Raw genomic sequence first — 24,738 nt, forward strand, 5'->3', positions numbered from 1 at the left:
TGAAGCTTTTTTCAAAAAGCTTCGAAAGACGCTGCCTTATTTGAAAAAAGGCAGCGCCCGGAAACCTGTATCTTTTCCTCAGCGCGTCGCGGGCCGCCAGATCAGGCGGCTGGCGCTGCACAGCACGCCAATCATGGCCACGACCGAGCCAAAGCCCAGGCAGTCCCGTTCCGCGTCATGTGCAATCAGGCCAAAGGCCATGGCCACGCACATCGCCCCGGTGGCCTGCCCGCATTGGCGCGCGATCTGCACCATGCCCGAGGCCCCGCCCGAGCGCCCCGGCGGGGCAGTCACCATCATTACCCGGTTATTGGGGGGCTGGAAAATGCCAAACCCCATGCCCGCCAGCATGATGCGCCAGGCAATGTTGAACCAACCCGGATCAGGCGGCAGCAGGTAAAGGGCGAGAAACCCCATCGATGTCATGAACAGCCCCACCGAGGACAGGATGGCCGCGGGCACCCGGTCACTCAGGCGGCTGATGAGCGGCGAGACCGCCATGATGCCCACCGGCCACGGTGTCATGAGCAGGCCCACGGTTGCGGGCGGATAATGGAACATCGACTGCAACGTGAACGGAAACGAGATCATGAACAGGTTGGAGGCGACAAAGGCCACGAACCCCACCAGCGTGCCGATGCGAAAGGCGGGAATGCGCAGCATGTCGATGGGGAACATGGGGTGCGTCTGCCCGTGCTGGCGGCGCACCAGCAGCACGCCCGCCGCAACGCCTGCCACCAGCAGGGCCACCACCTGGGCCGCGCCTGCGTGATGGGCCACGGAATCACCGGCCATGATCAGCGCGCCAAACGCCACCACGTTCAGCACCGCGCTCACGCCATCAAACGAGCCGGGACTGACCGGCGTGCGCGGCAGCGACACCAGCGCCAGCACGAGGGCCGTCAGCCCGAGCGGAATGTTGATGAGAAACAGCCAAGGCCATGTGGCAAATGACAGGATGATCGATGCCACGGTCGGCCCGCCGCCCACGCCAAGGGCCACCATCAGCCCGTTGAGCGCAATGCCGCGCCCGATGATGGCATGCGGGTAGATGAAGCGGATCAGCGCGATGCTGACACTCATGATGCACGCGCCCCCCACGCCCTGCACCGCGCGCGCGAGCGAGAGCATGAGCAGCGAATGCGATAATGCGCAGAACAGCGAGGCCACGGTCAGCAGCGCCAGCCCGATCTGGCACAGCCGTGCAAAGCCGATGCGCGTGCCAAGGGCCGCCATGGGCAGCAGCGAGACCACGCTGGCCAGCTGATAGGCGTTGACGATCCAGACCGACGAGGCGGGCGAGACATGAATATCCGCCGCAATCGTGGGCAGCGCCACGTTGGCAATGGCGTAATCCAGCAGGGCCAGCAGCACCGCAAGGGCGATGGCGGTCACGGCACGCACGCGGGCCGCGCCATGCAGGCCTTCGCCTTCGGTCAGGACAGGTTTTGGTTGGGGGGGCATGGCAGGAGCTTTTCGGGCGGAAGGAAAACGTTCTGTTCTGTAAACAATATCGGGATGTGCCCCGTCCATCAATCCGCTGGGGGCAGGCGGCAGCCTGAAAAGACTGCCCACCCACCATCGCGCAAATCATAAAGACGTTTTTGGTGAAGATTTTTCAAAAAGCTTTGAAAAACGCTACCTTTTTAAAAAAGGCGATACCCGGAAACGTTTATTACTGACCGATTTTTTCCTGCGCCGCGAGGGCACGCTCACCAATATCATGGCGGTAGATGCCATCAGGCCAGTCGATCAGCCCCACAGCCTCATAGGCACGATTACGGGCCTGCGCCAGCGTGTCGCCCGTGGCGCACACGGCCAGCACGCGGCCGCCGGCAGCCACGATCTCGCCCGCGTCATCGCGCTTTGTACCCGCCTGAAACACATGCACGCCCGGCAGCGCTTCCGCCACGGCCAGGTTACGGATCACGCCGCCCGTCACCGGCCTGCCGGGGTAGCCCTTCGCCGCCATGATGACGCTGATGGAGGACTGGCCGGAAAAACGGATATCCGTGCCCGCAAGATCACCCTTCGCCACGGCGGCAAGCGCGCTCAGCAGGTCGCTTTCCAGCCGGATCAGCAGGGCTTCGGCTTCCGGGTCGCCAAAGCGGACATTGTATTCAATCAGTTGCGGGCCATCACTCGTGAGCATCAGGCCTGCAAAGATGATGCCGGTAAACGGCGTGCCACGCCGCGCCATCTCGCGCAGCATGGGGCGCACCAGCACGTCAAGGGCGGCTTCCTGCTCCGCGCGGCCAAAGCCGGTGGGCGGCGAGACCGCGCCCATGCCGCCGGTATTGGGGCCGGTATCACCATCGCCAATGCGCTTGTGGTCCTGTGCCGCGCCAATCAGCACCGCCGTCTCGCCCGCGCAGAAGGCGAACAGCGAGACCTCATCACCCACAAGGCAGTCCTCGATCACCACGCTGTGGCCTGCCTGGCCCAGCGTGCCATCGGTCATCATGTCGGTAATGGCCTGTTCGGCCTCCGCAACGCTCTGGGCCACGACCACGCCCTTGCCCGCTGCCAGGCCGTCCGCCTTGACCACGACAGGCGCGCCGTGGCGGCGCACGTAATCCAGCGCGGGGGCGGCGGCATCGAAGCGTTCCCACCGGGCGGTGGGAATGTTTGCCGCGTCACATACTTCCTTGGTGAAGGTCTTGCTGCCTTCAAGGGCGGCTGCGGCCTGCGTGGGGCCTGCACACGCAATGCCCGCCGCCTTGCAAGCATCGGCAATGCCCGCCACCAGTGGCGCTTCGGGGCCGGGCACGACAAGGTCGATGCGCTCTTGCCGCGCCAGGGCGATCAGGCCCGCCACGTCATCGGCCTTCACGGCGCAGTTCGTGCCCAGCACTGCTGTGCCGGGGTTGCCCGGTGCGATGAACAGGGCCTCAAGTCGCGGCGAGCGCGCAATGGCAGCGGCCATGGCATGTTCCCGTCCGCCTGATCCAACCAGCAGCACCCGCATCACTTGTTTCTCCCGTTTTTCATCTCTGCCCTTTCGGGGTGGCCGTCTCTATCATACCTTGTGCGGATGGTTGAACAGTTTCCCGACTCCGGCCGCGCCATGGGCGGCAACACGCCTGAATTTTCGGTAGGCGAGATTTCAGGCGCCATCCGCCGTGTGCTCGAGGGCACGTTTGGCCGCATCCGCGTGCGCGGTGAAATTACCGAATTCAAGCGCTACCCTTCGGGCCACCTGTATTTCTCGCTCAAGGATGAGGGGGGCAAGCTCTCCTCGGTGGTGTGGCGCGGCACGGTCTCGCGGCTGGGGCTGAAGCCGGAGAACGGGCTGGAAGTCATCGCCACGGGCAAGATTTCATCCTATGGCGAGCGTTCATCGTACCAGATGGTGATCGACCGGCTGGAATATGCGGGCGAAGGCGCGCTGCTGGCCCGCATCGAACGCCTGCGCCTGCGTCTGGCGCAGGAAGGGCTGTTTGACGCCGAACGCAAGTGCCCCCCGCCCTTCCTGCCGCGCCTGATCGGGGTCGTGACATCGGCGCAAGGTGCCGTGCTGCATGATATCCGCACCACCATCGCCCGGCGCTTTCCGCTGCCCGTTCTGGTCTGGCCGGTTCCGGTGCAGGGCGAAGGGGCGGCTGAACGCATTGCCCAGGCCATTGCGGGGTTTGATGCCATCGGCCCGCACAGCGGCGTGCCGCGCCCTGACGTGCTGATCGTGGCGCGTGGCGGCGGCTCGCTCGAAGACCTGATGGCCTTCAATGATGAAGCCGTGCTGCGGGCTGTTGCCGCGTGCCGCATTCCGGTCATTTCCGCCGTGGGGCACGAGACCGATACCACGCTGATCGACTTTGTATCCGACCAGCGGGCGCCCACGCCCACGGCGGCCGCCGAGATGGCCGTGCCGGTGCGCGCCGAGCTTGAGGCAGGCCTGGCCCAGCGCGCCGCCCGGCTGCGCAGCGGGCTGGAACGCGGCCTGCAACTCGCCCGCGCCCGGCTGGACCGGGCGGCGGCGGGCCTGCCCGACCTGCCTGCTGTGGTGGAAAACGCCCGCCGCAGGCTCGATGACCGCGCCTACCGCCTAGACCTTGCCCTGCCCGCGCGCCTCAGCCGCCTGCGTGACCGCGTGCAGGCCGCCTCTGACCGCCTGCCCGCCCCCCAGATGATTCTGGCCCTGCGCCGCGCGGAACTTGATCGCGTGGGCACCGCCAGCCAGCAGGCCATGGGCAACCTGCTGCACCGCCATGCCGCCACCCTTGGCCGCCTGCGCGTGCCACCCGCCGTGCTGGTGTCGCAGTTGCGGGCCAGCAAGAGCGTACTGGCGGGTGCCGCAGGGCAACTTGAATCCCTCTCGCCCCAGGCGGTGCTGGAACGGGGCTACGTGCTGGTGACGGACAGCGCGGGCCGACCGCTGGCCCAGGCGGCACAGGCGCGGGCCGTGCCCGAGGTGATCATGACCTTTGCCGATGGCAAGGTCGCGGCCCGCCCCCTTGCAGCGCCCCCCGGCCCGCAGGGGAAACTGGATCTGTAATGCACATACGGGCACCGCACATGACCTTACGCTCACGCTTCTGCGCAACACTGGCGGCTCTGCTGCTTGGCGCTTGCACGCATAACCCGCCTCACGCGCCCGCCCCCCATGCGGCAGCCCGGCCTGCGGCAACGCCGGGCCGCATCCCGCCACAGGACTTCGCCCCCGGGCTTACGGGCGAGGAAAGCGCGCCCCCCGCAGGCACCATCCTGACCAACGACCCTTCCGCCCCCGCCGATACGCCACTATGCGGCCACGCCGCGCGCGAGGCCAATGCCATGGGGGCCACCATCCACCCCGAGATCACGCCCACAGCCAGCAGTTGCGCGGCCAATGCCTGCTTTGATGCGCAGACCGGCACCTACATCGCCGCCGATGGCAGCCGCCGGGTCTGCCGTTAAGAAGGTTTTTGAAAACAAACTATTGATAAGAAATAATAAAAGTCTTTAGGAGCCTGATTCTTTTCAGAAAGGCAACGTTCTTTCAGAGCTTTTTTAAAAAGCTTCACCAAAAACTTTTGTTATTTCAGGGTATTAATCGACCTGACTTTTCAAACAACCGCACCGGGCCAACCCATACGAGCACGCTGCATGGGTCATATACCCAGGATGGGCAGGACCGCGCCATATTCCCATTGACTTGGCCGGAACGGATGGTCGAGTTTCAAGGGCATCATGACCCTGCCCCCCTCGTCCGGTCCCATAGGTGAGCAACAGGCGACGGTCCATATGTTTCCCCTCAAGCGCATGCTCTCCATGCGCGAGGCGGCGGAATATGTGGGCATCACGCCGCGCAGGTTCCGCAGCCTCAGGCTGGTGGGGGCAGGCCCGCATGCGGCCATGCGTCACGGCCGCAAGGCGATGTTCCGCATCGAAGACCTTGATGAATACGTGGATGGCCTGTACCGCCGGGCCAACATCTCCCACACCGAGCAGGCCCGCCAGCGCACCGAATGGCGCGGCAGGCTCGCGGCCCTCCCCGATGATGCGCGCGCCCGGCTGTCCGATTCCTTCATGCAGATCGTAACGCGCGATGAATTGCTGGAAAAAGGCGCCAACCGGGGCTTCAGGGTGCTGTTCCTGGGCGGGCTATGCCTTATTTTCCTGTCACACACGCCGCTGATCTGGCGGCTATAGGGGGATCGGCCCGCCATTTCTTGCCAAAGGCGCTTTTTTTGCCTGTGCGGGGATGTTCTTTCGCCATACGATCCGCTACGCAGAAACCACGATAGCGGAACAATAATGGATCGGATAATGACAGGTATGCGGAGCAGCATTATGGCCCGGACCGGACACGCCCGCCTGCGTGGCGCGCTTTGTGGGCTGGCTATTGCCCTGACCCCGGCCCTTGCCATGGCGCAGGACGCCGGTGGCCAGCAGCAGAACCCCATTCTGCCCATGCCGCCCGTGCCGGAATTCAAGCCCCTGCCTGCTGGCACCAAGCCTGCGGCGCCCGTTATCGGCATCTTCAACACCCAGCAGATCATGGCGCAGTCCACTGCCGTGCAGAAGCTGCAGACCGAGCTGGGCAACCGCCGTGAAGCCCTGGTCAAGGACGTGCGCGCCGAGGATACGCAGCTGCAGGCGCTGCGCCAGTCCATCATCAAGGCGGGCAAGGCACCTACGCCCGAGCAGCAGCAGGACCTGCAGAAACGCGTGATGGCCGACCGCACCAAGTTCGGCAACCGCAACCGCATCCTTGAAGAAGACGCGCAGGTGGCCCTGAACCAGGTCCAGCGTGAAATGCAGCAGGTTGTCAGCGCCATTGCCGCCGCGCGTGGCATGAACATGGTGCTGCAGGCCGGCACCGCTGCCCTGCATGACAACAGCCTCGACATCAGCGATCAGGTCGTGACCTACCTCAATCAGGTGCTGCCCACCGTGTATCTGCCTGGCCCCACGGAAGACCCCGAGGAAATTGCCAAGAGCGGCAAATACCCCGTCATGCCGTTCCAGCCTGCTGATAACGGCGGCGAATAATACCCGGGGACGCCTGCCACCCCTGACAATAAAAGCTTTTGAACGCCGCCTTTTTTAAAAAGGCGGCGTTTTTTTGAAGCTTTTTGAAAAACGCTTCACCCAGAACTTCTGTTATTTCCTGTCAGTCAGTTACGGCCCTGCCCCACCAGCAGGTTGAGCGCCACGCCGGACAGGATGCACAGCAGCACCCCATTGCCCAGCAATAGCCGCGCCAGTCCGTTCATGTGGGTAAACAGGTCCGGGCAGGCCATGGGCAACAGCCCCAGCCCGAGTGATACGGCGGCAATCAGCCCATTGCGCGTGCCTTCAAAGCGCACATGCAGCAGTTCGCGTATGCCGCCAACCGTGGTCATGCCGAACATGACCAGCCCGCAGCCCCCCAGCACGGGGGCTGGCAGGGCGGCAATCAGTGCCCCCAGCTTGGGGAACAGCCCCAGCCCGATCATGACCACGCCTGCCGCCGCCACCACAAAGCGGCTGCGGATGTCGGTCATGGCGATCAACCCGGTATTCTGGGTAAAGGCATTATAGGGAAAGCTGTTGAACGCGCCGCCCAGCATGGTGGACAGGCCATCGGCCCGCAGCGCACCCGCAATGGTGACATCATTGACCGGCAGATCCACTACGCGGCCAATGGCCAGGCAGTTGCCGGTTGTTTCCGCCACGATGATGACCATGCTCAGCAGCATGATGAATACCGGCATGGCATGGAACTCGGGCAGGCCAAAGGCGAAGGGCGTGCTGACGGCAAACCATGGCGCATCAATCACCATGCCGTAATGGCCCATGCCACATAGGGCCGCGATCACGCTGCCTGCCACCAGCCCCACCAGCACGCTGATATTGGACCAGAACCCCCGGCCCCATGCCTGCACGCCCACCGTGATGACGATGGTGACAAAGGCAAGCACAAGGTTGGCCACGCTGCCAAACTCCGGTGCGCCGGGCGTGCCGCCGCCAATCCACCGCCCCGCTACGGGAATGAGCGTCAGCCCGATGATGATGATGAGGCAGCCAATGACCACGGGCGGAAAAAAGCGCATGAGCCGCGCCATGACCGGCGCCAGCACCACCATGGCCAACCCCGCGCCAATCACCGCGCCAAATACCGAGCGTACGCCATAGATCTGCCCGATGAGCAGCATGGACGCCAGCATGGCAAATGATGACCCCTGCACAATGGGCAGGCGCGAGCCGATTTTCCACACCCCCACGCTCTGTATGATCGTGGCGATGCCCGATGTCATCAGCCCGCAATTGATCAGCATGACCGTCTGCGGGCCAGACAGGTGCATGGCGGCGGCAAAAACCAAGGGCACCGCCACGGTGCCCGCGTACATGACCAGCGCATGTTGCAGCCCGAAGGCAAACAGCATGCCCATGGGCAGCATTTCATCAACCGGGTGGGTTTTCTGTGCTGTCACACGCCCTCTCCACTTGCTGGTACACGCCCGCACAAGAAGAACCCCGCCTTTTGGTAAAGGCGGGGTCCGGCAGACGTGAGGAAGATCAGAAGGACGTGGAGACGGAGCCCGTCATGGTAAAGCGCGGCTCGACCATGAAGGAGTTGCCATCCGCATAGCGACCATTATTGGCGCCATAAAACACGGGATAGGCAGATGAACCGTTCTGCTGGCCGCCATGGTAGATCGCCCCCATGGCGCCGGTCCGTACGATCGAGCCGGTCAGGTTGGAGAAGTTCAGCTTGAAGGTGGGCGACTTGGCATACATGAACGGCTTGAAGTGATAGCCCAGCGACAGCGTATCGGTCACATAACCCGGAATGCGCTCGCTGTTATCAATCGCTACCGACTGCGGACCGGTATAATGCACGGCGGCATTGGCAAAGAAGCCCCTGTACTTATACGTCAGGCCAAAATTGGCCATGATACGCGGCGCCATGATGGCCTGCTGCCCCTTGGCGGCATAGGTGATGCCGCTCGTGGGGTCCGTGACGTTGGAATCCTGCGTTGCATGCAGGTATTCAAACGACGCGTAAGGGCTGAACCCGTGTATCGGGCGGCTGGCAATCATGGCATCAAAGCCGCGCATGGTCTGGTTGCCACCTTCGATCGGCATGAACTGGTTGGCGCCGATATAGGTGCTCAGAATACGGTTGGTCACGTTGTAGTTGAACAGCGACAGGTCAAACATGACGTATTTGTCGTGATACCGGTAGCCCAGTTCTTCCTTGATGGAATACTGGTTCTTCAGCATGTTTTTGGGGCCAGGACTCAGCCAGCCCAGATCGTTGGCGGACGGCTCGCGGTAATCACCTTCCGCATTCACATAGATCTGGTGATGATTGTTGAAGGTGTAGCCAATGGAAAGCTGCGGCAGCGGCTCGGTCGTGTTCGCACCCATGCGGCCCACGCTCTGGCCCGGCGTTGCATTCTTGCCATAAGCCCAGTTACGGGCGGGCGCATTCCAGCCCTTGTCCCATGCATCGGACATGACAAACTTGAAGCCTGCATGGATCTGCAGCTTGTCGTTGAAGTATTTGGCGGTGTCCTGAATGAACAGGGCATGCAGTTCATAGCCTGCGTTGACACCCGTTACGCCAAAATTCTCGTTGGAATACGTGTTCTGATAGGCCGGGTTATTGGGGCTCGGGGTCGAGCCATTCGCCATGGTGAAGCTGGTCGGGTAGGACTGGATCGTCTGGTTGTTCTCATACCAGTAACCGAACGAAAGATGGTTGTGCCGGTCAACATCATAACCGAGCTTGGCCACCACACCGACCTGACGGGCTTCATTTTCCAGGAAGAACGAAGTCAGGTTCTGCGACTGCTTCACATTCCAGTACGGACCGTTCGCATTGGTGCCGGAAGCCGGCACATAGGGCGTGCCGTTACCCGGTGAGGCATCCCACCCCTGACCAAAGCTGAAATAGGACTGCAGGTCGAACGTGAATTTGGCAGGCAGCACCACATGGACCGGCGCTGTCAGGAAGATCTGGTTCCAGTGGTCGTTATTGTTCTTCCAGTAGTTGTCGCTGGTGGGGTCGGAGTTACGACCATAGCCTTCGCCGGTGCGCTTGTAGTTTTCAAACGCGGTGCCGTCGGGGTAGGCATCGATGGTGAAATCCTCGGAGTTCCACGACACGAACAGCTTGGCGGTAGAGCCGTTGTTCCAGTCCTTCTGCAGGCCGAAATCGATGTGCTTGCGCTGGTTGATGCCCGAACCCATCCACGAACGCGAATGCGTGTTGGAGAACGAGAAATAGCTGCGCACGCCGGTATGGCCGATCTCGCCCGAATCAAGGCGGATGAACTCGCGCGACATATTATTCGTGCCGTACGAGAAATCCATCATGCCGCCGAATTTGTGCGATGCCGTGCGCGAACGCTGGTTCATCACGCCGCCTGCAGCCGACATGGCGGGCAGGTCGGTGGCGGAACTGCCTGGCGTTACCTCGATGCTCTCGATGTTTTCGGAATCGATATCCTCGTTGAGGTATTTGGCTGCTTCCGCCGGTGCGCCATCAAGCATCAACCCCATGTCGAGGTCGGTCAGGCCACGGGTCTGGATCTGGCCACCTTCCATGCCAGACGGATCAGGCGAGTTCACGTTCATGCTCGGCAGGTTCTTGACCAGATCGAGCGCCGTGCTGGTGGGGCTGCGCATTTCAATGAACTGCTTGCCCACGGTCTGCACCGCATGAGGTGCGGTTTCCTGCCGCATCATGCCGCCGCCGCCGTCACGCTCCTGGCGCGATGAGGCCACGCGGATCTGCTCGGGGGCCGCGGTGTCCGTAACGCCCGCAGGCGCTGCAGCCTGCTGCCTGGGTGCCGCCGCCTGCCGGACCGGCGTATGCCGATGGGGGGTGGCGTGCGGCGTGGTGGCCACCTGCGCCCAGGCCTCGCTGCCCGTGGCGAGGCACATCGTGCCCACCAGGCACGATACCGCGCGCAGGTGTGTTTTCAGCCCCGGCCTGCGCAGCCCGGCCAGTCCGCCCTGCCCTGCCGCATTACGCACCTGTCGTATCATGACGTTATAAATATCCCGGCCCATCTTCATTCGTTCCCCCCGCAAATCTGTCCGGCGGCGCGCCATTGCGTGCAGCCATACGGTTTTCAGCGGCAGCCATCCCCGTCTGCCTCACTGACAGCACTTTCCGTCCCGTACCGGTCATGCTGAAGTAGTTGCGGAAACTGAACATTCCGCCTTCCTGTTGACTTATGAAATACACTTGGACAGGCCAAGCTTAAAAAACGCAACAGAGTGTTTATCTATCTGGAAACCGGGAATGGCCCCGTGGGGGTAATAATGCCTATCCCGCTATAAACCAACGATTTTACATCGTTCTGTTTTCCATTCGATATAAATTACAGCCACTCGACCAACCCCAACAATATGGGTTGCGTGCTTTTTATGCTACAGCTGCCCCAGGCTATTTGCCCGAAAAAACGGCATTTCCCATCCATACCGGACGCATGAAAAAAGCGGCCCTCCCCACAAGGGAAGGACCGCTTTTCAGGTCATGATGCTGCGTTGTGAAAATGGAGCGCTTACTGCGCGTCCATGAACTGATCGCTTCCCATGATCCCCAGCTTGGTTACGCCAAGACGCTGTGCATCCGCCATGACATGCGCCACGACCTTGTAGCTGGCCAGACGGTCGGGATGGATGTGCATCTCGGGCTGGACCGGCTGGGCTGCCGCATCCTTGAAGCGGGCCTGAAGGTCCGCCTCGCCTGCAACGGGTTCGCCATTCCAGGTGATGGTGTTGTCAAAATCGATCGCCACCGTATCCACAACCGGATCAGGGGCTGCGGAAGGCGGCGGGTTGCCCTGCGGCAGGTCGATCGAGACTGAATGCGTCTGGAGCGGGATGGTGATGATCAGCATGATCAACAGCACCAGCATGACGTCAATCAGGGGCGTGGTATTGATATCGACAATACCTTCGTCCTCTGTCGTGCTGTCTGAGCCGACATTCATGCCCATGGTGTCTACTCTCCCCAATGTGGCCGGGGCATGAACCCCGGCCGGGAATGGATATCAGCCGTGTGGCTGCTCAGTGATGAAATCGACGTGAACGATGCCGGCCTGCTGGCAGGCTGCGATCACCTTGCCCACACCTTCGTATTTTGCCGTCTGGTCACCGCGGATCTGGATCTGGGGCTGCGGAGTTTCCGCAGCCGCGTGCTCCAGGTGCGATTCCAGGTCGGCATAGCTGGTGAGCGGCGTCTCGTTCCAGTAGGCCTGCCCGCTCGGCGTGATCGCCACGACGATGTTGTTCTGCAACGTCCGGGTTGGCTGGTTAGCATCCATGGGGAGGCTAACCTTGATGGTATGTGTCGCGACGGGGATGGTGATCAGGAAGATGATCAGCAACACCAGCATGACGTCGACAAGCGGTGTGGTGTTGATGGCCGACACCACCTCGTCTTCATCGCCGCCACCTCCAACTTGCATACCCATGATCAGGCCACCCGGTTATCGATAGTCGTGGTTGTGGGGGAGTTGTCGGGATGGATGGTGATGTCCGCGCCATGGCGGTAGCCACCCATCAGGATCGACTGCACGTCAGCGGCGAAGTTGCGCACCTTGTCGATCGCGCCCTTGTTGCGGCGGACCAGCAGGTTGTAGCCCAGCACGGCGGGAACGGCGGTGCCGAGGCCGATGGCGGTCATGATCAGCGATTCACCCACGGGGCCGGCAACCTTGTCGATCGAGGCCTGGCCTGCGATGCCGATGGCGGTCAGGGCGTGATAGATACCCCAGACGGTGCCGAACAGACCCACGAACGGCGAGGTGGAACCCACGGTGCCGAGGAAGGCAAGGCCGCCCTGCAGCTTGGTCTGGATCACGTCAACCGAACGCTGGATGGACATGGTGGTCCAGGAATGCAGGTCGATGGATTCCTGCATCGTGCCTTCGTGGTGCTCGGCAGCCTTCACGCCCGTATCGGCAATGTAGCGGAACGGGGAGTTCGCGGGCAGTGCCGCGGCACCTTCCTTGATGGAACCCTTGGTCCAGAAATCGCTCATCACCTGCTTGGCGGCGTTCATCACGCGGGCCTGCTCGAAGAACTTGGTGATCATGATGTACCAGGTGCCCAGCGACATGAACACCATGATGAGCAGCACGCCACGGGCGATGAAGTCACCATTGGCCCACAGCGCGCCAAGACCGTAGGGGTTGCCCTCGGGTGCCTTGGGCACATCGGCCGGCGGCGCTGCGTCAGCGGCAGGTGCGGGGGCCGGCGCTTCTGGCGCGGGGGTTGCCGGTGCGGCGTCAGCGCCGGGGGCCGGTGCTTCGGCGGCCGGGGCGTCGGCGCCCGGAGCCGGGGCTGCGGGTGCGCCAGCGCCATCGGCGGGCGGAGCAGAAACCGCCGGAGCCGTGGCCGCATCGTTCGCGGCCGGGGCGGCATCCTGCGCCAGCGCCGCAAGCGGCGAGGCAGCACACAGCATGGCAGCGAACGCGGCCGAGGCAACAAGAGTGTGTTTACGATGCAGTCTGATCATTTAACCAAAATCCTCTGGAGCAGGATGTTTTTTTCGCGATGCGGCGGGGTGCTGCCGGCCCCCGCCGCGCCTGACCTAACACTCAGGCTCAGTCGTTCAGACTGAACGTGATCGTATAGAGATGGTGGAACTCCTTGACGGGCACACCATTTTTGACTGCCGGCGCATAACGTGAGCGGCGAACCGCCTTGAGGGCTGCGTCGGCAAATGCCTGGCCACCTTTTACGTTGACCACCTGGCAGTTGCTGGTCACGCCGGTCGGCTCCACGTCGCAAGCCACGGACACAACGCCCTCACGGCCTTCTTCCGACATCTCCTCCGGATATTCCGGCACGACATGGTTCAGCGGCGACGTGCCTGCCGAGTGATCGGGCACGGGCGGCGCGTTGGACACGGGCGCATCAGCCGGCGGCGTCGCCTTTGCGGGCGGCATGGCCTTGGGCGGCTTCTCGTGAGTCACCTTCATCGGCGGTGGCGGCGTCGGCACCTGAATCTTCGGCGGCGGAATATACGGCGGCGGCGGCTGCGTAATTTCCGGCGGCGGAGGTGGTGGCGGCGGCGGAGGCGGCGGAGGCGGAGGCTCCTTGATCATGTGCACCTCGACCGGCGGCTTGGGCGGCTCCTGGGGCGCATCTGGCGGCGAGCTGAGCCCGAACAGAAGCGCGAGCACCAGCAGCCCCTCGAATGCCAGGACGAGGGCAAAAATGATTACCTTTTGTAGTGTATTATCACTCTGTTCCGCATACGTCATACCCATACCTCACTCAGAACGGCATAGTTTTTAGGAAGGATTATTACAGAATTTGTTCTGGATGTTCTGATTTCACCAATTTGACTACGGGAGTATGACCAGATTTCTACGAAACGACTGATGCGATCCGCCTTGTTCTCCCCGGCTTGACCCTGAAGCACGATAACCCTCTTTCCCGGCGGAACGGAAAAGCATGACAGTCGTAGCCTCCGGCAGTCCATACGCCAATGCACGGACACTGGATGCATCCTGCCCTGACAAGCCAAGCCATTCATTCATCACGTTTTATCCATAAACATTATTAACATCTCGAAATCAACCCTGATCTTATATGAAATATTTTTATGTGACCTGCAGCCCGCCAGGCCACCTCTCGATGGCAAAAAGACTCCCATGAAGCTGTGTTCCACCCGCATGGCAGCCAAACAAAAAACCGTTCGTTCCAGCTTGATCAAAAAAAAATCCAGTCAAGCAAAGTGTTAAAAAAATGAGAGAAAAATCCATTCACGCCCGTGCGTACCAGCCGCATCGGCAGCATATTACTTATTCGATATGAACAGGGTCGCACCCGCAGTAAAGGCGGCAACAGTCATGCCGCCGCCGCCTTGGTTTCTTTCCAAAAACGGTTCAGGGCGCGCCGTCGCGCTCCACGTTGCCAAAACAGGGTAGCGTATCGGGGTCGGGCTGGTAGGCCAGCGCCTCGCCCTGCTTGACCATTTCAAGGCAGGCGGTGAACGTGCTGCTCCACGCCGAGCGCCGCAACCCCGTGCGCCGCACGCGCTGCGCCCCATGCCGGACGGAATCGGGCAGCATGCGGTCCAGCGGCACGGGCCTGCGGGCGTGGGCCAGGCAGGCGCGCACCCGTACCCGCGCCTCCTCGACCGAGAACAGGTCAAGCTGCACCGGGGCATAGAAGGGCGCCTGCTCGGGCATGGCGCCCCAGTTGCCATCAAACACCGCAAGGCAACCCCACAGGAATTCGATCCGGTCCACCTCCCATGCAGCCGATTCGTCATGCAGGGCAGGCTGAGCGCCGCCAAAGGCATGGACATCGCGCCCGAGCTGCGCGCGCGCGGCAAGCCACCCCGCCAGATGCCCCGCCTGCTCGGCCGCGATCAGGCGCGCGCGCAGGTCATGCGCCTCCTGCGCCGCCTGCTGCTGGCGCGGATCATCGGCAGGCAGCAAAAGCCGCGAGCGCAGCAGCAGCAGGCCGGATGCCATGACCACCCACTGCGCCTTCATGCCCAGCGGCAGGGCGGCATGCGCCCGCGCGGCCTCGGCCAGCTGGTCGATCAGGGCCACGATATCAAGCCGGGTCAGGTCGATTTCACGCGCATGGGCCAGTTGCACCAGGTGCGTAAGATCGCCCTGATACGCCTCCAGCATGATGACCGGCTCAGGGCCGGGCCGCGCGGGGTCGAACAGGTCGGACTGGCTGGTCATGTCAGGGGCCGCCCGGTCAGGCGGAAAGTCAGCAGGGGGTAATGCTCCTCCATCCGGCGCACCACGGGCGCAGGCGTGCCGCCACGGGTAAAAAAGCCATACACCACGGCCCGATGCCCGCGCGGCAGCCGCCTGCCCGCCTTACGCCCCGGCACCAGCGCCATCTGGGCGGGAGCCTCCACCACGCCCCAGTTGGCCACGAGCCAGGCGCGGGCATCGGGGTGGGTCGCGCCAAGCTGCAGGATACGCTCGGGCACGGGCACAAGGCGATTGAAATCCAGCGGGCAGGCACCCTCGGGCCGCAGGGCGAGGCGGGCATGACGTGCCTCTGCCGCCGCGCGGAACTGGCGGGCAAGGATGCGGCATCCTTCCACCGACAGGCCGCCCCGGTCCTGACCGGGCCTGTTGGCCCCGATGGCCAGCGCGAACATATCTTCTTCCACCCGCTCCGCATCGAACGGCCACGAAATCAGTCCCGGCCCGGCGGCTTCGGCGGCAAAACCCGCCATATCTGCGTCAGGCCCGTGCACCAGCAGGTGCCAGCCCTGCCAGGGCAGCGGCCCCGCAGGCGCGGGCCAGGCGGAAAGCGGCCGCCGCCCCCGCCGTGCGGGCGGGCGGCGGGTCGGGGTGGATGGACCTTCCTCCTCACGCGGGGTGGTGGGTGGCAGGTCGGCCCAGGGCAGGCGCAGGGTGTCAGTCATGGGCAAGAAGGTCCGCATACGGGCGCAGGGCGCGCGGATCACGGTACCGGGTGCGCTGGCCCAGAGCCGCAGCATCCATGCCATGGCGCAGGGCCTCGACAATAAAGCCCGCCCGCAGCGCATGGGCACTGAGCCGCGCCACGGTGGCGGGTGGCACCTCGGCCATCAGCGCCCGGCGTTGCAGGATGCGGGTCACGGCATAAGGCGTCAGCGCCCGCCCGCCCACGCGCTCGCCCTTGGAGATGGCGCGGAACAGCGGCCCGGTCTGCCGGTGCGCCACCTGCTGCCATGCCGTAAAGGCCGCCGCCGGGCATAGTTCGCGCTCCTGCGCTACGGGCAGCGCCATAGTGGGAGCCTCATGCCCGTCGCGCACCGTCAGCATCACCGCCTGAGGGGTAAGGCGTACATCTTCCACCTGCAGCCCCACCAGTTCCGAACGGCGCAGCGCGCCCGCAAAGCCGAACAGCAGCAGGCAACGATCGCGCAGGCCGCGCACGCCATCGGTACAGTGTGCTGACATGGCGCGCAGCATGGCGGGCGTGACCACGGCAGGCGGCGGCGCGGGGCGCGCAGCCTGTTCGAGCATCTCGGCCAGTGCCGTGCGGATGAGCGGATGCGTGACATCCCACGCCAGCCCGTTGAAGCGGTGCATCTTGCCAATGGCGGCCAGGCGGCGGCGGATGGTGGCGGGAGCGAATGTGCCCAGGCTGCGCAGATAGGCGGCCACCCCCTCAGGCGTTGCGGGAATGGGGGAAATGGCGTGTTCCGCGCACCACTTCGTAAAATGCACCCAGTCCGCCCTATAGGCACGCAGGGTGGCCGTGGCCTCCCGCGTGGGGGCCTGCTGTGGCGTGCTCATGGGCAGTTCCCGCCCGGCCGGATCAGACCAGTTCCATCCGGTTGACATCCACCATGCCGAAATCCGTGATCTTGAGATGCGGGATCACCGGCAGCGGCAGGAAGGCAAGCTGGAGGAATGGCTCATCAAGCTGGCAGCCCAGGGCGCGGGCGGCGGCACGCAGCACCTCAAGCTGGTCGCGCACGGTCTCGAACGGCGCATCGCTCATCAGCCCCGCCACGGGTAGCGGCATGTCGGCCACTACCGTGCCATCACGCACCACCACAAAGCCGCCGCCAGTCTTTTCCAGATGGTTGACCGCCAGCGCCATGTCGGCATCGTTCATGCCGACCACACAGATATTATGGCTGTCATGCCCCACCGATGAGGCCAGCGCCCCGCCAGACAGCCCGAAGCCCTTAACAAAGCCCCGGCCGATATTGTCATTATGCCCATGCCGCGCCACCACGCAGATGCGCGCGATATCCTGCGCCGGGTCAGGCTGCACGATGCCATCCACAACAGGCAGGTCGGCATGCAGGAAGGGTGTGATGATCTGGCCGGGCAGCAGGCCGATCACGGGGCGCTGCGTGCCGCTGCCCTTTATTTCCATATCCGCCGCACTGACCGGAGCAGGCAGGCTGATGCTCTCCAGCCCCACGGGGGCAATGATCTCACGGGCTGCAAACAGCGCATCATCCACCAGGCGGCCCGCGCTGATCACGTCCGACACGCGGCATTCCCGCAGGTCATCAAGCAGCACGATGTCGGCACGCTTGCCGGGTGCGATCATGCCACGATCACGCAGGCCAAAGGCATTGGCGGCACTCAGCGATGCGCTGCGATAGGCGGCCAGCGGCTCGACACCCAGCGAGATGGCCAGGCGGATCAGGTAGTCCAGATGGCCTTCATGGGCGATTTCCAGCGGGTTGCGGTCATCGGTGCAAAAGGCGAAGAACGGCGACGTGACCGGGTTGAGCAGCGGCACCAGTGCGCGCAGATCCTTGCACACCGAACCTTCGCGGATCAGCACCATCATGCCCTTGCGCACTTTCTCCAGCGCTTCTTCCGCCGTGGTCGCCTCATGGTCGGTGGTGATGCCGGCACTCAGGTAGCCATTGAGCTTGCGCCCGCGCAGCAGCGGGGCATGACCGTCGATATGGCCACCGGCAAAGGCTTCGAGCTTTTCCATGCATCCGGGGTCGCCATTCAGCACGCCGGGAATGTTCATGAACTCGGCCAGGCCAATCACCTTGGGGTGGTCACGATAGGCCAGCAGATCAGCAGCGCCGAGCGTCGCCCCCGAGGTTTCAAGATGGGTGGAGGGCACGCAGCTTGAAAGGTTGACGCGCAGGTCCATGACCGTGCGCATGGCGGCTTGGGTAAAGTAATCCAGCGCCGGGCGGCCGAGCACGTTGGCCATCTCGTGCGGGTCGCATATGGCGGTGGTCACGCCATGGGGCAGCACGCAGCGATCGAACTCGAAGGGCGTGATGAGCGAGGATTCGACATGCAGGTGCGTGTCGATGAAGCCAGGCACGGCAATGCGGCCACGGCCCTCGATCACGTTCGCGCCTTCATAGTGGTCGAGCGTGCCGACAATGGTGTCGCCACAGATGGCGATGTCGGTTGGCAGCATCTCCCCCGTCACCAGATCGAACAGGCGCACATTACGGATAACGGTATCAGCCACCATGCGCCCGCTACCCTGTGCAATCCGGTTGGAAATCGTGTTTGCCGCCATTCTGTCCCGCTTCCCCATAAAATGATGTTCGCTGCCACTTTATCACAACCGGGCGTCTGGCAAATCGGCACACGAATTCTTTTTAAGACACACCCCCTGAGCCCCCGCCTGCATGATTGACAAGGCAGACGGGATTGATGATCCTGAGCAGACCAAGGGGAGTCCCGGCAAGGGGCTGAGAGACCGCTGGCATGGGCAACCATGCGCGCGGAGACCCTTCCGGGCGCATTGTGCGTTCCGGGGAACCTGATCCGGCTCATACCGGCGGAGGGACTGGTGCGGACAATCGGCAACACGCCGCCTGCCCCCGGCACGCGGCCGCCCGCCTGAGGTGGGGCATCCCCGATTTTCTCTCCACCCCCCCTGTCGGAGAGAGGATGCGAGGAGCATTGCCATGACGAACGTCGCTTCGCCTTCATCTCCCGACCATGTCACCACCGGCCCCATCATGGGGTCCGTCAAGGTCTGGTCATCGCCCGAGGGGCATGCGGATATCCGCGTGCCGTTCCGTGAAATAGCACTCGAACCCAGCGCCAACGAGCCGCCGGTGCGCGTGTATGACACCTCCGGCCCCTATACCGACACCAACGCCCATATCGACGTGCGCCAGGGGCTTAAACCCGTCCGCGCGCCATGGATCGTAGCCCGTGGCCTGCCCGCAGTCAGGCCGCGCGCCGTGCGACCGGAAGATAACGGCTTTGCCAAAGGCGAGAATCTTGTCCCCGCCTGCCCCGCGCCGCATGTGGTGCATGAAGGGCGCGCTGGCCAGATGGTCACGCAATACGAGTTCGCGCGCGCGGGCATCATCACGCAGGAGATGATCTACGCCGCCCACCGCGAGAACCTTGGCCGCGCCACCATGGTCGAGGGTGCCGAAGAGCGCCGCGCCGATGGCGAGGATTTTGGCGCTGACATTCCCGCCTTCGTCACCCCTGAATTCGTGCGCTCCGAGATTGCCGCAGGCCGCGCCATCCTGCCCGCCAACATCAACCACCCCGAGCTTGAGCCGATGGTGATCGGGCGCAACTTTCTGGTGAAAGTCAACGCCAATATCGGCAATTCCGCCGTGACCTCATCCGTGGCGGAGGAAGTGGAGAAGATGGTCTGGTCCATCCGCTGGGGCGCGGATACGGTCATGGATCTTTCCACGGGCCGCAACATCCACAACATCCGCGACTGGATCCTGCGCAACGCGCCGGTGCCCATCGGCACGGTGCCGCTCTATCAGGCGCTGGAAAAAGTGGGCGGCGTGCCCGAGGACCTGACATGGGAGATCTTCTGCGACACGCTGATCGAGCAGGCCGAGCAGGGCGTGGACTACTTCACCATCCACGCAGGCGTGCGGCTGCAGCACGTGCCGCTGACCGTCAACCGCGTGACCGGCATCGTCTCGCGCGGCGGGTCGATCATGGCGGGGTGGTGCCTGCACCATCACCGCGAGAGCTTCCTGTACGAGCATTTCGAGGAAATCTGCGACATCATGCGCCGTTATGATGTTTCGTTCTCGCTAGGCGACGGCCTGCGCCCCGGCTCGATTGCCGATGCGAATGACGCCGCCCAGTTTGCCGAACTCAAAACGCTGGGCGAACTGACCAAGATCGCCTGGGCCAAAGGCTGCCAGGTCATGATCGAGGGGCCGGGCCACGTGCCCATGCACAAGATCAAGGTCAACGTGGAAAAGCAGCTGCGCGAATGTGGCGAGGCCCCGTTCTACACGCTCGGCCCGCTCACCACCGACATCGCGCCGGGTTACGACCACATTACATCAGGCATTGGCGCTGCCATGATCGGGTGGTTCGGCACCGCCATGCTGTGTTACGTCACGCCAAAGGAACATCTCGGCCTGCCCGACCGCAATGACGTGAAGGTGGGCGTGGTGACCTACCGCATCGCCGCCCACGCCGCCGATCTGGCCAAGGGGCACCCGGCAGCGCAGATCCGCGATAACGCGATCAGCCGCGCGCGATTCGACTTCCGCTGGAACGACCAGTTCAAGCTCTCGCTCGACCCGGATACGGCGTGTTCGTACCATGACGAGACGCTACCGCGCGAGGCGCACAAGAACGCGCATTTCTGCTCCATGTGCGGCCCCAAATTCTGCTCCATGCGCATCAGCCACGACCTCAAGGCCAATGCCGAGCGCATCGCCGGGCTGGAACAGAAAAAGGAAGAGTTCCGCAGCAACGGCAACCGGCTCTATGTGCCGGTGGAAGAGACCGCGACACCTGCGGAATAAGACAGACGTTTCCGGATGCCGCCTTTTTTCAGAAAGGCGGCGTTCTTCTGAAGCTTTTATCATCCTGCCTCAGTGGGAGGCCGCCACCGCCTCCCGCTGCACGGCCACCGCCGCACCGCCATCCTTGCGGATCATGAGGAAACGCCCGGACCACGACCCTTCAATCCGCCACATTCCCTCGATTTCGGTGCTGTCGGCATTCAGCCTGCCCGCATACAGCACGACATGCCGCCGGGGCCGCCTTCATAGGTTTTGGTAAAACGCACCTCGGCTGCGTGGCGCACGCCGCGCACAGTCGAGACAAAGCAGCCCGCCCCGGCCTGACCCGATGCCGGGCGCTCCGTTACCGTGCCCCCAATGGTGCCACCGGTTTCGAACAGGGAGGCGGAGAAAAACTCCGGCGGCAACGTGCGCGGGTAGCTGAACTGACCATCCCACTGCCCCGTCACATCAAACCTGTTTTCAGCCATGACGATCTCCCTGCCCCCGCACTGCCTGCCATAAAATAAAGCGGGCCATGCCTTACAGCATGACCCGCCCTTTTTCCATTTCCCTGCCGTGCGGGAGGAAAATCAGATCACCTTTTCCACCCAGCCATGGGTGTCGGGCGCTGTGCCGCGCTGGATGCCGATCAGGGCATTGCGCAGCTTTGCGGTGACCGGGCCAATGCCCGCGCCATCGCCAATCACCGCCTCACCCTTATGGCCGCGGAAGCGCCCGATGGGCGAGACCACCGCCGCCGTGCCGCAGGCGAACACTTCCTTCAGGCGGCCTGAGGCGGCATCAGCGTAAAGCTGGTCGATGGCGTAAGGCTCCTCGCGCACGGTCAGGCCCATCTCACGCGCAAGGGTGAGTAGCGAATCGCGGGTGATGCCACGCAGGATGGTGCCGGTCAGCGGCGGAGTAGCAACAGAGCCGTCATCGAACACGAAGAACACGTTCATGCCGCCCATTTCCTCGATCCAGCGGCGCTCCACCGCATCGAGGAACAGCACCTGCGCACAGCCATGGCCCTTGGCTTCCTGCTGGGCCAGCAGGCTTGCGGCATAGTTGCCGCCGCACTTGGCCTCGCCCGTGCCGCCGGGGGCGGCGCGACAGAAATCGGACACCCACACGCTCACCGCTTCCGCCCCGAAATAGGCGCCCACGGGCGAGGCAATGACCATGAACAGGTATTCCGACGCGGGCTTGACGCCAAGGAACGTCTCGCTCGCAATCATGTAGGGGCGTATGTACAGGCTCTCATCGGGGTTGCCTGGCACCCAGGCATGATCCACGCGCACAAGCTGGCGCACGGCCTCGACAAACACGTCCTCGGGCAGTTCCGCCATGGCAAGGCGCGCCGCCGATTTGCGGAAGCGCGCGGCATTGGCCTGCGGGCGGAACAGGGTGATGCCCCCTTCCGCCGTGCGGTAGGCTTTCATGCCCTCGAATATTTCCTGCGCGTAGTGCAGCACGGCGGCGGCGGGGTCGAGGGTGAACGGCGCATAAGGCTGCACGCGGGCGTCGTGCCACCCCTTGCCTTCCTGGTAGCGGATCACGACCATGTTGTCGGTAAAGACACGCCCGAAACCGGGATTGGCCAGAATTTCCGCCCGTCGCTCGGGTGAGACCGGGGTCGCGGTGGGTGAAAGCGTGAAGGGAAGGGAAGTGGCGCTGTCCATAGCCGTTATTTCTCTTTCATCATGGCGCTGGCGCGCCATACGGAGCGCGCCCCTGCCCGCCTCAAGCTGCGGGCAACCACATCAGAAGTTCACCAGAACATTGCGCCGGTCAACCCCGCCCCGTGCGCATGCCCCCTGCTTTTACGCCTTGCCCAGCACAAAACCCAAGGCGCGCAGGGCGGCAGGCAGGCGCTCGCGGCCATGAAGCGCGCCGATCTCACCCAGTCGCGCCACCACGCTTCTGCTCCAGTTCCGCGCACCCGCACGGCTGGCCTCAAGGCTGGCATCATAGGCCCTGATGCCGGCTTCATCCGTGGCGGCGGGGCTGTAGCGTTCCTCATGCAGCACCATGGCCTGTGGCAGGCGCGGCTTGATGGCGGTAGGCTGCGCGCGGTCAGGGTAGCCCACGCTCATGCCAAACAGCGCAAATGTCCTGGGCGGCAGGCCAAGTTCGGCGGCAATGGCCTCGGGCTGGTTGCGCACCGCGCCCACGTACACGATTCCCAAGCCGTAGGATTCAAACGTCGCCGCTGCATTCTGCCCCGCCAGCGCCGTATCCACCACGCCGCTCAGGAATGTATCGAGGCAGTCCAGCCCCGGCAGCGCGTGACCCTGCGCGTGGCCCACATGCTCCAGCCGCGACAGGTCCACCACCCACGCCAGGAACAGCGGCGCCTGCGCGATGAACGCCTGATCGCCCGCTATTTTGGCCAGCCGGGCGCGCCGCGCGGGGTCGCGCACGGCAATCACGCTCCATGCCTGCAGGTTGCATGAACTCGAGGCCGACTGGGCTGCGGCAATCGCCGCCTCCACCACGCCTTCGGGCAGGGGGGCGGGGCTGAAATGCCGCACGGAACGATGCGCCATGAGGCTGCGCGCCACCGGGCTTTCGGGCAGCGGTTTTTCAGGCGGCTTCGTGCCATAACGGGCCTGCCACAGCGCGTTCATGGAGGACTGGGCGGAAAAGGAAGAAACGGTGGTGTCGGACATACGCATGCCTCCTGCCTGTGCAATGCTGGCTGAAAAAGCAGCACACCACAGCGCAACAGGGACAGGTAGCGGGGCGATATCACACCTGCCCTGCGCATTTTCATGCAACCGGCCGACCCATGGCAGCAGTGCCCCCGAACCCCTTTTGCAGATGGTCCGATTTTTTGGAAATTCGTTTCCAGATCAGCTATTTATTGCACATTATCCATCACGTTCATGCGAAATCACATGGCTGTAAATAGGAACAGACACCCAGACGGGTCATGAAGGATACAGCACCCCCCTGTTTTCATTACCAGCAAGGAAACCCGTTCGCATGTTCGAGGCCCTCATGATCCGCCACGCCGATGGCGCGACCACCACCCGGCTGGAACAGGTCGACCCCGCAAGCCTGCCACAGGGCGATGTGACGGTCGAAGTCGCGCAGTCCAGCCTCAACTACAAGGATGCGCTGGCCATGACGCGCGGGGCGCCGGTTGTGCGGCATTTTCCCATGATTCCAGGCATTGACCTTGCTGGCCGTGTTCTCCACTCCGATGACCCGGTCTTCCGCCCCGGCGATCAGGTTCTGGCCACCGGCTGGGGACTGGGGGAAAAGCACTGGGGCGGCATGGCTGGCATGGCCCGCCTGCCGGGGCGGTGGCTGCTGCCACACCCCGCGGGCCTGTCGGGGCGGCAGGTGATGGGCATTGGCACGGCGGGCTTTACCGCCATGCTGTGCGTCATGGCGCTGGAGGATGGCGGGCTGACGCCTGCCTCCGGCCCCATCATCGTCAGCGGGGCGGGCGGCGGCGTGGGCGGCATGGCCGTGATGCTGCTGGCGCAGTTGGGCTATCAGGTGGTGGCGGTAACGGGGCGGGCGCAGCTTCAGGCCTATCTGACCAGCCTGGGTGCTGCCGAAGTGCTGCCACGCGAAGCCCTCGCCCCTACCGGCAAGCCGTTGGAAAAAGCACGCTGGGCAGGCGGGATCGACGTGGTGGGGGGCGAGGCGCTGGCCACGATGTGCGCCTCCATCACGCAGGGCGGCACGGTGGCGGCCTGCGGGCTGGCCGGGGGCATGGCCCTGCCGCTGACTGTGGCCCCCTTCATTTTACGCAATGTGCGCCTGCAGGGAATCGACAGCGTCATGTGCCCCCGACCGCGCCGCATGACGGCCTGGGCGCGGCTTGCGCGTGACATCGACCCCACACGGCTGGACAGCATGCTGCATGACGCAACCCTGGCCGAAGTGCCCGGCCTGGCCCCGCGCCTGCTTGCGGGGCATATAAGAGGGCGGACCGTTATCCACCTCACCAATTCAAAATGATAAAAGTTTCTGGGTGCCGCCTTTTTTCAAAAAGGCGGCGTTCTATCGAAGCTTCTTGAAAAAATCTTCGCCAAGAACTGCTGCTTTCAAAAGTCGTTCAGGCAATAAAAAACGGCAGG

22 protein-coding genes and 1 riboswitch are annotated in these 24,738 nt (G+C 63.6%); of the genes, 6 read left to right on the plus strand and 16 right to left on the minus strand.

The window, feature by feature from the left end:
- Nucleotides 1-78: 78 nt before the first annotated feature.
- Nucleotides 79-1,464, minus strand: a complete 1,386-nt coding sequence (locus tag R5N89_RS12840; RefSeq protein ID WP_110569807.1) for an MFS transporter — start codon at nucleotides 1,462-1,464, stop codon at nucleotides 79-81.
- Nucleotides 1,465-1,675: 211 nt separating this feature from the next.
- Nucleotides 1,676-2,968 (minus strand): phosphoribosylamine--glycine ligase, encoded by a 1,293-nt coding sequence (purD, locus tag R5N89_RS12845; protein ID WP_110569808.1) that lies wholly within the window; start codon nucleotides 2,966-2,968, stop codon nucleotides 1,676-1,678.
- Nucleotides 2,969-3,034: 66 nt separating this feature from the next.
- On the opposite strand from purD, the gene xseA reads away from it, so the two are divergent.
- The 4 genes from xseA (at nucleotide 3,035) to R5N89_RS12865 (ending at nucleotide 6,474) form a co-directional block, all read left to right on the plus strand.
- Nucleotides 3,035-4,495, plus strand: a complete 1,461-nt coding sequence (gene xseA, locus R5N89_RS12850; protein ID WP_110569809.1) for an exodeoxyribonuclease VII large subunit — start codon at nucleotides 3,035-3,037, stop codon at nucleotides 4,493-4,495.
- A gap of 20 nt (nucleotides 4,496-4,515) precedes the next feature.
- A complete protein-coding gene (locus R5N89_RS12855) occupies nucleotides 4,516-4,896 on the plus strand; it encodes a BA14K family protein (protein ID WP_110569810.1) in 381 nt (126 codons plus the stop codon).
- A 327-nt stretch (nucleotides 4,897-5,223) separates the two neighbouring features.
- Nucleotides 5,224-5,631: a helix-turn-helix domain-containing protein gene (locus tag R5N89_RS12860; protein ID WP_110569811.1), complete on the plus strand. Its 408-nt coding sequence runs from the start codon at nucleotides 5,224-5,226 to the stop codon at nucleotides 5,629-5,631.
- 126 nt (nucleotides 5,632-5,757) lie between these two features.
- On the plus strand, nucleotides 5,758-6,474 hold the full coding sequence (locus R5N89_RS12865) for an OmpH family outer membrane protein (RefSeq protein WP_110569812.1): 717 nt from the start codon (nucleotides 5,758-5,760) through the stop codon (nucleotides 6,472-6,474).
- Nucleotides 6,475-6,599: 125 nt separating this feature from the next.
- On the opposite strand, the gene R5N89_RS12870 is transcribed toward R5N89_RS12865, so the two are convergent.
- From R5N89_RS12870 to ade, 10 genes are all read right to left on the minus strand, one after another.
- Entirely contained in the window at nucleotides 6,600-7,898 is a 1,299-nt protein-coding gene (locus tag R5N89_RS12870; RefSeq protein ID WP_244192245.1) for a nucleobase:cation symporter-2 family protein, read from the minus strand.
- A gap of 85 nt (nucleotides 7,899-7,983) precedes the next feature.
- Nucleotides 7,984-10,464, minus strand: coding sequence for a TonB-dependent receptor (locus R5N89_RS12875; protein WP_373320452.1), 2,481 nt, complete (start codon nucleotides 10,462-10,464; stop codon nucleotides 7,984-7,986).
- 521 nt (nucleotides 10,465-10,985) lie between these two features.
- A complete protein-coding gene (locus R5N89_RS12880; RefSeq protein WP_110569814.1) occupies nucleotides 10,986-11,423 on the minus strand; it encodes a biopolymer transporter ExbD in 438 nt (145 codons plus the stop codon).
- A 54-nt stretch (nucleotides 11,424-11,477) separates the two neighbouring features.
- Nucleotides 11,478-11,900 (minus strand): biopolymer transporter ExbD, encoded by a 423-nt coding sequence (locus tag R5N89_RS12885; RefSeq protein WP_110569815.1) that lies wholly within the window; start codon nucleotides 11,898-11,900, stop codon nucleotides 11,478-11,480.
- A gap of 2 nt (nucleotides 11,901-11,902) precedes the next feature.
- Nucleotides 11,903-12,946, minus strand: a complete 1,044-nt coding sequence (locus R5N89_RS12890; protein WP_110569816.1) for a MotA/TolQ/ExbB proton channel family protein — start codon at nucleotides 12,944-12,946, stop codon at nucleotides 11,903-11,905.
- Nucleotides 12,947-13,034: 88 nt separating this feature from the next.
- The gene (locus R5N89_RS12895; RefSeq protein ID WP_110569817.1) at nucleotides 13,035-13,703 is read right to left on the minus strand and encodes an energy transducer TonB; all 669 of its coding nucleotides are present in this window, start codon (nucleotides 13,701-13,703) and stop codon (nucleotides 13,035-13,037) included.
- 621 nt (nucleotides 13,704-14,324) lie between these two features.
- Entirely contained in the window at nucleotides 14,325-15,140 is an 816-nt protein-coding gene (locus R5N89_RS12900; RefSeq protein WP_110569818.1) for a segregation/condensation protein A, read from the minus strand.
- A complete protein-coding gene (locus R5N89_RS12905) occupies nucleotides 15,137-15,841 on the minus strand; it encodes a hypothetical protein (RefSeq protein ID WP_110569819.1) in 705 nt (234 codons plus the stop codon). The genes R5N89_RS12900 and R5N89_RS12905 overlap by 4 nt, the downstream gene beginning before the upstream one ends.
- Complete coding sequence (locus tag R5N89_RS12910; RefSeq protein WP_110569820.1) at nucleotides 15,834-16,700, minus strand: tyrosine-type recombinase/integrase; 867 nt, start codon at nucleotides 16,698-16,700, stop codon at nucleotides 15,834-15,836. The genes R5N89_RS12905 and R5N89_RS12910 overlap by 8 nt, the downstream gene beginning before the upstream one ends.
- Nucleotides 16,701-16,722: 22 nt before the next feature.
- Nucleotides 16,723-18,423 (minus strand): adenine deaminase, encoded by a 1,701-nt coding sequence (ade, locus tag R5N89_RS12915; protein ID WP_110569821.1) that lies wholly within the window; start codon nucleotides 18,421-18,423, stop codon nucleotides 16,723-16,725.
- Between the two features lie 145 nt (nucleotides 18,424-18,568).
- Nucleotides 18,569-18,714, plus strand: a riboswitch (TPP riboswitch).
- 103 nt (nucleotides 18,715-18,817) lie between these two features.
- Between ade and thiC the strand changes: the two genes are divergently transcribed.
- The gene (thiC, locus tag R5N89_RS12920) at nucleotides 18,818-20,659 is read left to right on the plus strand and encodes a phosphomethylpyrimidine synthase ThiC (RefSeq protein ID WP_110569822.1); all 1,842 of its coding nucleotides are present in this window, start codon (nucleotides 18,818-18,820) and stop codon (nucleotides 20,657-20,659) included.
- A 69-nt stretch (nucleotides 20,660-20,728) separates the two neighbouring features.
- Here the strand turns inward: thiC and R5N89_RS12925 are convergent, their stop codons facing one another.
- From R5N89_RS12925 to R5N89_RS12940, 4 genes are all read right to left on the minus strand, one after another.
- On the minus strand, nucleotides 20,729-20,881 hold the full coding sequence (locus R5N89_RS12925) for a hypothetical protein (RefSeq protein WP_244192246.1): 153 nt from the start codon (nucleotides 20,879-20,881) through the stop codon (nucleotides 20,729-20,731).
- The gene (locus tag R5N89_RS12930; RefSeq protein ID WP_244192247.1) at nucleotides 20,860-21,129 is read right to left on the minus strand and encodes a hypothetical protein; all 270 of its coding nucleotides are present in this window, start codon (nucleotides 21,127-21,129) and stop codon (nucleotides 20,860-20,862) included. The genes R5N89_RS12925 and R5N89_RS12930 overlap by 22 nt, the downstream gene beginning before the upstream one ends.
- A gap of 102 nt (nucleotides 21,130-21,231) precedes the next feature.
- Nucleotides 21,232-22,323, minus strand: a complete 1,092-nt coding sequence (locus R5N89_RS12935; protein WP_110569823.1) for a branched-chain amino acid aminotransferase — start codon at nucleotides 22,321-22,323, stop codon at nucleotides 21,232-21,234.
- A 141-nt stretch (nucleotides 22,324-22,464) separates the two neighbouring features.
- Entirely contained in the window at nucleotides 22,465-23,313 is an 849-nt protein-coding gene (locus R5N89_RS12940; RefSeq protein ID WP_110569824.1) for an NADPH-dependent oxidoreductase, read from the minus strand.
- Between the two features lie 316 nt (nucleotides 23,314-23,629).
- On the opposite strand from R5N89_RS12940, the gene R5N89_RS12945 reads away from it, so the two are divergent.
- Nucleotides 23,630-24,619 carry an MDR family oxidoreductase gene (locus tag R5N89_RS12945; protein ID WP_110569825.1) on the plus strand — a complete coding sequence of 330 codons (990 nt, stop codon included), beginning with the start codon at nucleotides 23,630-23,632 and terminating at the stop codon, nucleotides 24,617-24,619.
- Nucleotides 24,620-24,738 lie beyond the last annotated feature (119 nt).

Origin of the sequence: Komagataeibacter sucrofermentans DSM 15973, from assembly GCF_040581405.1 — a bacterium.
GTDB classification, from domain to species: Bacteria; Pseudomonadota; Alphaproteobacteria; order Acetobacterales; family Acetobacteraceae; genus Komagataeibacter; species Komagataeibacter sucrofermentans.

Coding starts and splice junctions, on each gene's coding strand:
- R5N89_RS12840 (WP_110569807.1), bottom strand. CDS start 1,464: ATGCCCCCCCAACCAAAACCTGTCCTGACCGAAGGCGAAGGCCTGCAT.
- purD (WP_110569808.1), bottom strand. CDS start 2,968: ATGCGGGTGCTGCTGGTTGGATCAGGCGGACGGGAACATGCCATGGCC.
- xseA (WP_110569809.1), top strand. CDS start 3,035: ATGGTTGAACAGTTTCCCGACTCCGGCCGCGCCATGGGCGGCAACACG.
- R5N89_RS12855 (WP_110569810.1), top strand. CDS start 4,516: ATGACCTTACGCTCACGCTTCTGCGCAACACTGGCGGCTCTGCTGCTT.
- R5N89_RS12860 (WP_110569811.1), top strand. CDS start 5,224: ATGTTTCCCCTCAAGCGCATGCTCTCCATGCGCGAGGCGGCGGAATAT.
- R5N89_RS12865 (WP_110569812.1), top strand. CDS start 5,758: ATGCGGAGCAGCATTATGGCCCGGACCGGACACGCCCGCCTGCGTGGC.
- R5N89_RS12875 (WP_373320452.1), bottom strand. CDS start 10,464: ATGATACGACAGGTGCGTAATGCGGCAGGGCAGGGCGGACTGGCCGGG.
- R5N89_RS12880 (WP_110569814.1), bottom strand. CDS start 11,423: ATGGGCATGAATGTCGGCTCAGACAGCACGACAGAGGACGAAGGTATT.
- R5N89_RS12885 (WP_110569815.1), bottom strand. CDS start 11,900: ATGGGTATGCAAGTTGGAGGTGGCGGCGATGAAGACGAGGTGGTGTCG.
- R5N89_RS12890 (WP_110569816.1), bottom strand. CDS start 12,946: ATGATCAGACTGCATCGTAAACACACTCTTGTTGCCTCGGCCGCGTTC.
- R5N89_RS12895 (WP_110569817.1), bottom strand. CDS start 13,703: ATGGGTATGACGTATGCGGAACAGAGTGATAATACACTACAAAAGGTA.
- R5N89_RS12900 (WP_110569818.1), bottom strand. CDS start 15,140: ATGACCAGCCAGTCCGACCTGTTCGACCCCGCGCGGCCCGGCCCTGAG.
- R5N89_RS12905 (WP_110569819.1), bottom strand. CDS start 15,841: ATGACTGACACCCTGCGCCTGCCCTGGGCCGACCTGCCACCCACCACC.
- R5N89_RS12910 (WP_110569820.1), bottom strand. CDS start 16,700: ATGAGCACGCCACAGCAGGCCCCCACGCGGGAGGCCACGGCCACCCTG.
- ade (WP_110569821.1), bottom strand. CDS start 18,423: ATGGCGGCAAACACGATTTCCAACCGGATTGCACAGGGTAGCGGGCGC.
- thiC (WP_110569822.1), top strand. CDS start 18,818: ATGACGAACGTCGCTTCGCCTTCATCTCCCGACCATGTCACCACCGGC.
- R5N89_RS12930 (WP_244192247.1), bottom strand. CDS start 21,129: ATGGCTGAAAACAGGTTTGATGTGACGGGGCAGTGGGATGGTCAGTTC.
- R5N89_RS12935 (WP_110569823.1), bottom strand. CDS start 22,323: ATGGACAGCGCCACTTCCCTTCCCTTCACGCTTTCACCCACCGCGACC.
- R5N89_RS12940 (WP_110569824.1), bottom strand. CDS start 23,313: ATGTCCGACACCACCGTTTCTTCCTTTTCCGCCCAGTCCTCCATGAAC.
- R5N89_RS12945 (WP_110569825.1), top strand. CDS start 23,630: ATGTTCGAGGCCCTCATGATCCGCCACGCCGATGGCGCGACCACCACC.